We start from the raw sequence: 10,647 nt of genomic DNA, 5'->3' as shown, positions 1-10,647 counted from the left end.
CTCCTACCCGAGTTGCTCGGTTTTTCCGCGTAACTGCGCTCCCTTCCTCCGACCCGCATTCCAACTAACTCGATTTTTTCGACTTACTGACTCGACTTCACGCCCCAAGAGCCTGCTAACTCGATTTTTTCGACTTACTGACTCGACTTCGCGCCCCAAGCGCCGGCTAACTCGATTTTTTCGACTTACGGGCTCGATTTCGCGCCTCCGAGACCAAAGGTGAGTTGGCAACAAGCGAGTGGCAGCTATGCAGGCACGAGCAGGTGATTGGTAAGAGCACGCCAACTCGCTTGGCTAGTAAGCGTTGGGCGCAATGGAGACTGCCGTCTCCCGGGTCTGCGGGAGACGTGGTCCACCCCCTATAAAAAGGGGGTGAAGGCGGGCGCCGGGACGAAGGAAGCGGAGCGAGACGATGCCTTTCGGAGAAGCGGCAGCGGTCCTCTTGGAAGACGGATGGCCTCCGCCTAGGAGGTCAGGAAATCAGGGCATCCGGCTTCCAGTGGAATCGGAGAAAGGCTCGGCTCGCGGAGCGGCCTGTTCGTCCCATTCGGCTCGGCACGCGCAGCGGCCTGTTCGTCCCATTCGGCTCGGATCGCGCAGCGGCCTGTTCGTCCCATTCGGCTCGGATCGCGCAGCGGCCTATTCGTCCCATTCGGCTCGAGCTGGCGCAGCGGCCTGTTCATCCATTTTTACCCATCAAAAAGGCCCGCGCATCGCGCGAGCCTTTCCTTTTCCCAGCATGGACCTTATCCCTCCAGCTTGCCTTCCGTCGGAGCGTGGCCGGCAACCGCGGCGGCCGGCACCGACTGCACGACCGCTTCCTGCGGCGAAGTCTTGCGGATGAAAAACGCCAGCACGAGCGCCGCGGCCGAAATCCACGTGGCCAGCAGGAAAGCCGAATTGATGCCGTGGATATAGGCTTCCTGGGTAATATGAGCGACCGCCGCCTTGTTCGCGGCGTCGCTCGGATCGATGCCCGCCTGGCGGATCATGTCCGCTCCCTGCTGCTTGGCCTGGCTGCTCATGATCGAGACGAGCAGCGCCGTGCCGAGCGCGCCGCCGACGGTGCGCAGCGTGTTGGACATCGCCGTGCCGTGGGCGAGCAGCTCGCGCGGCAGCTGGTTGAGTCCCGCCGTCATGATCGGCATCATGAGCAGCGACATGCCGAACATGCGCGCCGTATACAGCAGGATCAGCACTTGATAGGACGTCGAGTCCGTCAGCTGGCTGAATTCGAATGTCGTGACGACGGTGATGACAAGGCCGGTGACGGCGAGCCAGCGGGCGCCGACACGGTCGAAGATCATGCCCGTGATCGGACTCATGATGCCCATCAGGATCGCGCCGGGCAGCAGCAGCAGCCCCGCCTTGATCGGCGTGAAGCCGAGAATGTTCTGCAGGTAGAGCGGCAGCAGGATCATCGCGCCGAACATCGACATCGTGACGAGGATGTTGATGACCGTCGTCAGGGCGTACATGTTGAACTTGAAGACGCGGAACTCCAGGATCGGCGTTTTGATGGACAGCTGGCGCAAGACGAGCAGGACCAGGCTGACGGCGCCGATCGCCAGCATCGCCAGCACGAGCGAGCTGTCCCAGCCCTTCGTGCCGGCTTCGCTGAAGCCGTACAGCAGGCCGCCGAAGCCGAGCGTGGACAGCACGACGCCGAGATAATCGAGCTTCACCTCGCGGCGCGGCAGCACGTTTTTCATCGTAAAGGCTCCGAGCAGCAGCGACGCGATCGCGATCGGCAGCACGATATAGAACAGCACCTGCCAGTCGTAATGCTGGACGACCCAGCCGGACAGCGTCGGACCGACCGCCGGCGCGAAGATCATCGCGATGCCCATGAGCCCCATCGCCTGGCCGCGCTTCTCGACCGGGAAGATCGAGAGGAAGATGACGTTCATCAGCGGCATGAGCACGCCCGCTCCCGCAGCCTGGACGATCCGGCCGGCCATGAGGACGGGGAACTGTCCGGAGAGCGCGCAGATGACGGTGCCGATGGAGAACAGGATCATCGACACGAGGAACAGCAGGCGCGTCGTGAAGCGGCCGACCAGATAGGCGCTGAGCGGCACGAGGATGCCGTTGACGAGCATGAAGCCTGTCGTCAGCCATTGGGCAGTGCTCGGCTCGATCGAGAGATCGGCCGAAATCGTCGGCAGCGCGACGTTGATGAGCGTCTGATTGAGGAGCGAGACAAACGCTCCGATGATGAGCGCAGCGACGATCGGTCCTTTGCGGATGGAGGCCGCGGCGGCGTCTGGCACGCCGGCAGCCGGCATGGACTTGCTCAAGGACTATCCCCTCTTTCCTTCTGATGTTCTTGACAGATGTATATCTTACTTCTAAAGGGATTGGACAGTCAATGGATGTTTCCGCTAAGTCCAAAAAGCCCGCGGCAGAATGGCTTCTGCGCAGGCTCTTCGCCATGCCGTGCTGCTCGTGCCTTAAAGGATCTTGACCGCTCCGTTCGCCCGGAGCAGCGTCTCGGCCTCGCCGAGGGCGGCCTCCGTCGGTCCGTCGGCCTCATAACCGCCGTCCGAGCCGTCATCGCGGTCCGCGATGATGACGATTCGGCCCTCCGATACGGCGTCGCGGCAAGCTTCCGCATCGCTTTCGCCGAGGCCGAAGTCTTTGAAGATGTTCTCGAACGGCGTGTCGCCGCTGTCGATCAAGCCGCCGGCAACGGCCGGATAGGCTCCGCCGAGATAAGGCGCGACGCCGGTGCCGGACATCGTCCCTCCGCCAAGCGGAGCCGCGCCTACGACGAACGTCCCGGGCATGCCGGTGCCGTCGCCGCCACGCGCGTCCCGAATTTCCTGCAGCTCGTCGGCATGCACGTCCGTATCCGCTTCGACGAAGCGTACCGCGTCGCGGTCCCGCCCGACGACCTTGATCTCGTCTGCGGCGTAGCCTCCGTCGCGCAGCGCCTGCACGGCCTTGACGGCCTGCTCCTGGTTGTCGAAAATTCCGATCGTTCTGCTCATATCGTTCTCCTCCTTGTGAAAGATAGGCTTCCCCGGGCGCCGCTCCTCCATCCGCTGCTGGCGGTCAGGCGGCCTCCCGGATGCCGGCGCTAGAACATGGGGATGATGTATTGGATCAGGAAGTACAGGACGCCGAAAAAGATGATGAGATAAGCGGCGTACTTGATGAACGTCGATGCGACCATGCTCGAGTCCGATTTGTGCTCCACATGCCTTTCCTCGACTTGCACGTTCCGATTGTCCATGGATAGGACCTCCTTTTGGTTTCGCCCTGCTTATTGCACTATTAACCCGGGGCCGCCGGAGAAAAACCGCTTTCCACGCAAAAAAAAGGACGGTTTTCCCAGGCCGCGCCCGTTTCATTCCGTCTCGGAAGGGTTATTATCTTGCTATGAGCTATTAATGAAGCCGAAGTATCATCAATCAGAACCAGGAGAGGGATCTATGAACCAGAATGAGAAGTTCCAACTACGCACCGAAACTCAGGAAGGCCGCTGCATCGTCTACCTGAGCGGAGAGCTCGACCTCGACTCCGCGTCCCAGCTGCGCGCCGCGATGGCGCCCCTCATGGAGCTGACGGACCGCGAGCTGATCCTCAACCTGCGCGACCTTAAATACATCGACAGCACGGGAATCGGCATTTTCGTTTCCGTCCTGAAAGCCCGGCACGCCAAAAACGCCCCGTTCGAAGTCGAGGCGATTCCGCCCGGCATCCGCAAGCTGTTCGACATGACCGGAATCACTTCCTTCCTCACCAAATCCTGAAGCCTACGGCGCCCAGAAAGGACCGAATCAACCATGACTGCTGAAGAAAAAATCACGCTGCGCCTGCCGGCCAAATCCGACTATCTGGACCTGATCCGGCTGACTCTGTACGGAGTGGCCACCAAGGTCGGCTTTACCTACGAGGAGATCGAGGATATGAAAGTCGCCGTGTCGGAAGCCTGCAACAACGCCGTCCTGTACGCTTATGCCGGACGCGCCGACAGCGAGCCGGCCGGCGAGATGGAAGTCAGCTTCCTCCGGGCCGGCGAAGCGCTGTCGATCGTCGTACGGGACGAGGGGGACAGCTTCGACGCCGCCTCCGTCGCCCAGAGAGCCGAGCCGCTCCATGGCAAGTCCATTCACGACATCCAGGCAGGAGGCCTCGGCCTTTATCTGATGCAAGCTCTCATGGACGAAGTCGAAGTGCGGAGCGAAAAAGGGACGGAGGTCGTACTTACCAAACGTCTGGTAAAAAGTGGGGAGATGGCATGAGCATGCAACCGGCCAGCCCTTCTCCCCAGGCAGGAACAGCCCTTATTCTGGAATATCAGAACAACCCGAACAACGATCTGGCGACGCAGCTCATCACGCATTACGAGCCGATGGTGAAGATGGCGGCCGGCAAGATCGCGCGCAACCGCCCCGATCTGTACGAGGATCTGTACCAGGTCGGCCAGATGGCGCTGCTGCGGCTGTTCGCCCAGTTCGACGCCTCGATGGGCGTGCAGTTCGAGCCGTACGCGATGAAGAGCATCATTGGCCATATGAAAAACTACCTGCGGGACAAATCCTGGTATATCCAGGTTCCGCGGCGCATCAAGGAAAAAGGCATCGCCGTGCAGCAGGCGATCGACGAGCTGACCGTCCAGCTGGAGCGCTCGCCCCGCATCGAGGAGATCGCCCTGCGCATGGATCTATCCGTCGAGGAGACGCTGGAAATTCTCGGCGGCCGGGACTTATATCATTATATCTCGCTCGATACTCCGATTTCGGAGGACGAGAGCACGACGACGCTCGGGGAGCTGATCGGCTCCCAGGCGGACGACTTCGATACCGTGGACAAAAAGATGGATCTGAAGGCCGCCCTCGAGCAGCTCAAGCCCGAGGAGCAGCAAGTGCTGCAGCTCGCCTTCGAGGAAGGCATCCCGCAGAGGCTGATCGCCGATCGGCTCGGCGTCTCGCAGATGAGCATCTCGCGCATCCAGCGCCGCGCCATCGAGAAGCTCAAGCGGCTGCTCTCCGAGGACGGCCAGCCGTACGACGAGGCGTAGCGACCTCATGCCGCGCCAAAAGGCCGCATCCGAACGTCGGATGCGGCCTTTTGGCGCGGCCTGCGCAGGAACGGAGCCGGTTGTTAAGCGCGGCGGCTTCGGGGTATGATGGAAAGATCGACGCCAAGCGCGGGAGGGGGACGGAGCCCATGATTCATCGCCAGCTCAACTATAAGGCCGGATGGGAATGGCATGTCATCCAGGACGATCGCCATGCCCGCTCCTTCCTCCCGGACGGGCAAGCTCCGCTTGTCCGGTCGCGCTCGGCGGGCCGGCGCCGGCCCGCCGATCCGGCCATGGAGCAGGCCGGACGCCTGGCTGAGCAGATCGCCGCGCAGCGGGCCGAGCAGCTCCGCGCGCTCGCGTCGGAGCTGCCCTTCTGCTCTTCATGGCTCCGCGAGACGGAGGGCCGCCGCCGCAACGAGGTCCATTTCAGCCTCGACGAGCGGCAGCAGCCGCTGCTCTCCGGCACCCTCATGGTGCAGCCGGACGCCGCCGAGAGCGAGCCGCAGCCGCTGCACTACTGGCTGTGCGGCTCCCGCCTCGTCACCTGGCACGAGGACCCGCGCCTGCCGCTCAAGCTGCAGGCGGGGTCCTGGGCCGAATGGATGGAAGGCTGCCCAGGCGCGCGCGAGGCGTTCCTCGTGCTGCTCGGAGCGCTGCTGGAGGCGTTCCACGGCGGCCTCGACGATTACGAGCGGAAGCTGACGGAGCTGGAGCGTGCCGTGCACAGCCGCAACCGCACCGCCCTGCTGCCCGTCATTTTCGAGCGCCGCCACGAGCTGCTGCACTGGACGCATCTGTTCCTGCCGATCCGCGAGGTGCAGGATTCCGTCAAGGAAGCGTATGTGGACGCCATTCTGGATACGCCGGAATTCCAGCGCCTCGGCTACAAGCTTGAACGCATCGACTCGCTGCTCACCCGCTACACGTCGGAGATCGACACGCTCATCGCGATGGACGATGCGATCGCCAGCTTCCGCGGCAACGACATTATGAAGACGCTGACGATCTTCACCGCGCTGTTCGTGCCGCCGACGATCGCCGGCACGCTGTGGGGCGTGAACTTTCGCTACTTGCCGGGAATCGACAGCCGCTGGGGCTTCCCGATCCTGTGCGCCTCGATCGTGCTGTTCGCCGCCGGCCTGTACGCCTGGCTCTGGTTCAAAGGCTGGACGGGCGACCTGCTCACCGACCGCGCCGAATCGCGCAGGCGCGCCCGGCGGGGCAAGGAGCAGGCCGCCGCGGAGCCGTCCGCAGCCGCGCCGATGCCGAAGCGCTCGCGGCCGGCCAAGGCCAAGCGCCCGCAAGCCGCCGCTTCCGGCGGCAGCCGCAGCCGGCGCCCGTACCCCGGCGATGACGGGGAGAAGCGGGACTAGACGCCGGGCTCGGGCTGCGGAGCGGGCTCCAAGGCACTTTTGTGCCTTGGATTTGCCCGGTTCGGGCCGCGCAGCGGGCACCAAGGCATATTTATGCCTTGGATTCGCCCGGTTCGGGCTGCGGAGCGGGCACCAAGGCACTTTTGTTCCTTGGATTCGCCCGGTTCGGGCCGCGCAGCGGGCACCAAGGCACTTTTGTGCCTTGGATTCGCCCGGTTCGGGCCGCGCAGCGGGCACCAAGGCACATTTCTGCCTTGGATTCGCCCGGTTCGGGCCGCGGAGCGGGCACCAAGGCACATTTGTGCCTTGGACTCGCCCGGTTCGAGCCGCGCAGCGGGATCCAAGGCACTTTTCTGCCTTGGATTCGCCCGGTTCGGGCTGCGGAGCGGGCACCAAGGCACAATTGTGCCTTCGATTCGCCCGGTTCGGGCCGCGGTGCGGCGGCGGACTGGTTCATGGCAGCGGCGATTCCCCGAATATCGGCGCTTCTCCCAGGTCCAGGCGCGTCCCCAAAGCCGGGACCGTCACGAACGGGTCGCGCCAAGCTCAGCGCCCCGTCGCCTTCCCCTTCCGGCTGGCCGCAATCGCTGCCGCCAGCTCCCGGCCCCCCCATTTCTGCACTCCGTCCGTCTCCTCCTGCACTCCCTCCGTCTTCCCTCTTGCATGAACGCCTACATCGCAAGTAAAATCGACGCTGATAATCCGACGCACGCGCTGGCCAAGAAGCTCCCCTCAAAGTCTGATTCGGCGCCGCTCGCCCTGCCGATAGGTCCGCCTGCCTTCCCACCAACTTCGCAGGCCGGCTGCAAGCTCGTTCCCGCTCCCATCGCTCCCCCTTCTCCAATCGGATCCAAGTCGGCTTCTCTACCGGCAGCCCCTCTAAAAAAAACCTCCCTCCCCTTGAACGAATCGGCTCCCGCAGACGACTTATAGGCAGAATAAAGACAGGGGGCGATAGACTATGATCCGGTTCGACAAGGTGACGAAACGATTCGGAGACAAGACAGCGCTGAAAGACTTCAGCGCGCAGATCGAGCCCGGAGCGATCACCGGCCTGATCGGGCCGAACGGCGCCGGCAAAACGACGCTCATCCGGCTACTGAACGGCCTGCTGCGGCCGGAAGAAGGCACGATCTCCGTTGACGGGCTCAGTCCGCTGCAGAATGGAGACGAGGTGCGGCGTCGCTGCGGGACGCTTACGGAGCAGCCGGGCCTTTACGAGGACATGACGGGGCGGGCCAATCTGCGCTTCTATGCGGACCTGTACGGCATTCCGGCCGAGGAGCGCATCGAGGAGCTGGCCGACGTGCTGTCTCTGCACGCTTTTCTCGATCGGGCGACCGGGACGTACAGCACCGGCATGAAAAAGAGGCTCGGCCTGGCGCGCGCGATGCTGCACCGTCCGTCAGTGCTGCTGCTCGACGAGCCGACGAACGGGCTCGATCCCGACGGCACGCGGGACGTGCTCGGCTATCTGCGCCGTCTGAACGAGCGCGAAGGCGTCACGGTGCTCATCTGCTCGCATGTGCTCGCCCAGCTGGAAACCGTCTGCAGCCGGTATATCTTTCTCGAGCAGGGCGTCAAAAAGACCGAGGGCACGCTGGACGAGCTGCGCTCCCGCTACATTCGCAGCCTGCGGGTCGAGCTGCGCGCGGACGGCTGGGAGGGACGAAGCGGCCGCTTCGTCGTCGAGGCGCCGTCGTACGGCGAGCTGCCGGCGCTCATCGCCCGGGCGGCCGCGGAAAGCCGCCTGTATGAGGCGCGCATCCTGAACGACGATCTCGAGTCGGTCTATTTCCAGATCCGGAAGGAGGAGTCTTGATGAGCCGGCATGAAAAACTCGTGGGTCAAAGCCGCTTCGGTCCCGTCTGGGCGATCGCCCTCAAGGACATGCGCGCGCTCAAGGCAAGCGTGCAGCTATGGCTGCCGATGCTGATCGTGCCGCTGGTCTTCGGAGGCGTGCTGCCGGCGATCCTCATCTCCGTCGTCCGCTTCTCCGCGCTGCCGGCCGGAGCCGAAGGAGTGAGCCGCATGGGCAACTTGGATTTCCTGCTCGAGCTCGTGACCACGTCCGCCCCGCCTGCGCTGCAGGCGCAGCTCGCGCCGCTGCCGGGCGACATCGAGCGGGTGCTGTATTTCGCCCTGACCTACCTGCTCGCACCGATGTTCCTGCTCATCCCTGCGATGGCCGCCAGCATCATCACCGCCAACAGCTTCGCCGGGGAAAAGGAGCGCAAGACGCTGGAGGGGCTGCTGTATGCACCGATCTCGATGAACCAGCTGCTGCTCGGCAAGGCGCTGTCAGCCCTCCTGCCCGCGCTCGGGCTGACGTTCGGCAGCTTTCTCCTTTACGGCATCGTCGTCAACTCGCTGGCGTACCCGGTGTTCGGCGGCCTGATCTTCCCGACGTGGAACTGGCTCCCGCTGATGCTGCTCGTCGTGCCTGCGCTGACGGCCGTCATCGTGCTGGCGACGATGCTCATCTCGGCCAAGGTCAAAGGATTCCAAGAGGCGTACCAGCTCGGAGGCGTCGTCGTGCTGCCGGTGCTCGCGCTCGCCGGCGGACAGGCGACGGGACTGCTGCTGCTCGGCAGCGGCGCGATGCTGCTGATGGCTGCCGCTCTCGCGCTGATCGCCTGGCTGCTGCTGCGCTCGGCGCGGCGATTGGCGCAGCGGCATCAATTTCTCGAAAAGCTCGGCTGACCGCCGGAGCTGCGGAAGGAGGCGGAGAAGGTCAAGATCGGAGCTTGGAGCAAACGTCAGACGGAGGATCCCCGCCTCCGCCGCGCCGTGCGGGGCGATGCCGGGGCGATTGCGGAGCTGCTGCGGGAACAGTACGGCTTTTTGCGCAAGTACCTGCTCAAGCTATGCCTGAGCGGGCCGCTGGCGGAGGATCTCGCACAAGAGACGATGATCCGCGCCGTGGAGAGCATCGGGCGGTTCCGGGGCGAGTCCGCGTTCTCGACATGGCTGCTGGCGATCGCGACCCGCGTCTATCTCGATGAGAAGCGGCGGGAAGCGCGGCGGGATCGGCGGCAGTCCGCTTACGCGGAAGCGGAGCGGATGAAGCTGGCGCACAGCCATCCGGAGCTGCGGCTCGAGCTGCTGGAGGCGCTCGCCGCCTTGCCGGACGAGCAGCGGGCCGCCGTGCTGCTGAAGCACTATTACGGCTATTCGTATGAGGAGATCGGAAAGCTGTCCGGCGTTGCCGCCGGCACGGCCAAGTCGCGGGTCCATCACGGACTCGCCAAGCTGCGGAAGGAGCTGACGGAGGAATGAAGGACAAGGAACGTCCAAAAGCGGCCCGGGACGAGGCGCCGCGGCGGGAGGAGCGGCGGCGAGGAGACGGATCGGACGCCGCGCGGCGGGAGGATGGTCAGGATGAAGCGCCTCGCATGGAGCGAGCGGGATCGGACGCCGCGCGGCCGGAGGAAGGAGAGGATGAAGTGTCGGGCGTGGAGCGGTCGGGATCGGACGCCGCGCGGCCCGCGGATGGTCAGGATGAAGCGCCGGGCGTGGAGCAGGCGGGATCGGACGCCGCGCGGCGGGAGGAGCATCGCTCCGAGGAACGGGCGCAGGAAGCGTTCGAGCGCCGCCTCTCTCTCGAGCTGAAGCGGATGGATGAAGCGCTGCCGGAAAAGGAGGCCGATCCGCAGCAGATGCTCGCTCTCGTGCGCGAGGTCCAGGCCGCTCAGCGCCGCCGGCTGCTGCGCGACCTGGCGCGCTTCTGGCTGGCGGCAGCCGTGCTGCTCGCCGCCGGCATCTGGGCGGCCGGAGCGGCTCCGGCCTACTACGTCGGGGCGCAGCTCGCGCTGACAGCCGCTGTGCTGGCTCTCGTCGCGCTGGCCGGCCTGCTGCGGCGGCCGCTCGAGAGCAGGCGCAACGAAAAAGCAGCCGGGAACGGAGGGGGAAGCGTATGAACCGAACGGATTGGGAGGCATTGTCCGCATTTCCGCTGTATGGGTGGGTGTTGATATTCGCCGCCTTGTTCGCCCAAAGCACCTGGCTGTTCGTCCACGCGACCCGGCATGGCCGCAACCGCTGGTTCTGGGGACTATGGGGGCTGATCCAGGTGCCGACGCCGCTGCTCGTCTACTGGCTCTGGCATGCCTGGGGCCGCAGCCGCGACAAACGAGCCTGAACGAATGACCAGCTCCATTCTGCCCAGGCGCTTTCGACTCCCTCATGGAGCCGATTCGCCTCATTTCCACCAGCCAGGGTACTCTCGACTCCCTCATC

At 64.5% G+C, this 10,647-nt stretch carries 12 protein-coding genes; 9 read left to right on the top strand and 3 right to left on the bottom strand.

Annotated elements, in window-relative coordinates:
* Positions 1–746: 746 nt before the first annotated feature.
* From H582_RS29640 to H582_RS32535, 3 genes are all read right to left on the bottom strand, one after another.
* The gene (locus H582_RS29640; RefSeq protein WP_052333671.1) at positions 747–2,288 is read right to left on the bottom strand and encodes a DHA2 family efflux MFS transporter permease subunit; all 1,542 of its coding nucleotides are present in this window, start codon (positions 2,286–2,288) and stop codon (positions 747–749) included.
* A gap of 165 nt (positions 2,289–2,453) precedes the next feature.
* Complete coding sequence (locus H582_RS0125280) at positions 2,454–2,993, bottom strand: general stress protein (RefSeq protein WP_028600770.1); 540 nt, start codon at positions 2,991–2,993, stop codon at positions 2,454–2,456.
* An 89-nt stretch (positions 2,994–3,082) separates the two neighbouring features.
* Entirely contained in the window at positions 3,083–3,238 is a 156-nt protein-coding gene (locus tag H582_RS32535; protein WP_164820196.1) for a hypothetical protein, read from the bottom strand.
* A gap of 199 nt (positions 3,239–3,437) precedes the next feature.
* On the opposite strand from H582_RS32535, the gene H582_RS0125270 reads away from it, so the two are divergent.
* The 9 genes from H582_RS0125270 to H582_RS0125225 all read left to right on the top strand — a co-directional run bounded on the left by H582_RS0125270 (position 3,438) and on the right by H582_RS0125225 (position 10,549).
* Positions 3,438–3,758, top strand: coding sequence for an STAS domain-containing protein (locus H582_RS0125270; protein WP_028600769.1), 321 nt, complete (start codon positions 3,438–3,440; stop codon positions 3,756–3,758).
* Positions 3,759–3,791: 33 nt separating this feature from the next.
* A complete protein-coding gene (rsbW, locus tag H582_RS0125265; RefSeq protein ID WP_028600768.1) occupies positions 3,792–4,250 on the top strand; it encodes an anti-sigma B factor RsbW in 459 nt (152 codons plus the stop codon).
* A complete protein-coding gene (locus tag H582_RS0125260) occupies positions 4,247–5,029 on the top strand; it encodes a sigma-70 family RNA polymerase sigma factor (RefSeq protein ID WP_028600767.1) in 783 nt (260 codons plus the stop codon). The genes rsbW and H582_RS0125260 overlap by 4 nt, the downstream gene beginning before the upstream one ends.
* Before the next feature lie 149 nt (positions 5,030–5,178).
* Complete coding sequence (locus H582_RS30600) at positions 5,179–6,408, top strand: magnesium transporter CorA family protein (RefSeq protein WP_052333669.1); 1,230 nt, start codon at positions 5,179–5,181, stop codon at positions 6,406–6,408.
* Positions 6,409–7,369: 961 nt separating this feature from the next.
* On the top strand, positions 7,370–8,230 hold the full coding sequence (locus H582_RS0125245) for an ABC transporter ATP-binding protein (protein ID WP_028600766.1): 861 nt from the start codon (positions 7,370–7,372) through the stop codon (positions 8,228–8,230).
* Complete coding sequence (locus H582_RS0125240) at positions 8,230–9,111, top strand: ABC transporter permease (RefSeq protein WP_028600765.1); 882 nt, start codon at positions 8,230–8,232, stop codon at positions 9,109–9,111. The genes H582_RS0125245 and H582_RS0125240 overlap by 1 nt, the downstream gene beginning before the upstream one ends.
* A gap of 87 nt (positions 9,112–9,198) precedes the next feature.
* Positions 9,199–9,687 (top strand): sigma-70 family RNA polymerase sigma factor, encoded by a 489-nt coding sequence (locus tag H582_RS0125235; protein WP_255309803.1) that lies wholly within the window; start codon positions 9,199–9,201, stop codon positions 9,685–9,687.
* Complete coding sequence (locus H582_RS0125230) at positions 9,684–10,328, top strand: DUF5345 family protein (protein ID WP_028600763.1); 645 nt, start codon at positions 9,684–9,686, stop codon at positions 10,326–10,328. The genes H582_RS0125235 and H582_RS0125230 overlap by 4 nt, the downstream gene beginning before the upstream one ends.
* A complete protein-coding gene (locus H582_RS0125225) occupies positions 10,325–10,549 on the top strand; it encodes a hypothetical protein (protein ID WP_043112096.1) in 225 nt (74 codons plus the stop codon). The genes H582_RS0125230 and H582_RS0125225 overlap by 4 nt, the downstream gene beginning before the upstream one ends.
* Positions 10,550–10,647: the final 98 nt, after the last annotated feature.

The organism is Paenibacillus pasadenensis DSM 19293, assembly GCF_000422485.1.
Classification (GTDB): Bacteria; Bacillota; Bacilli; order Paenibacillales; family Paenibacillaceae; genus Paenibacillus_O; species Paenibacillus_O pasadenensis.
This window is presented reverse-complemented; position numbering and strand designations above follow the sequence as displayed.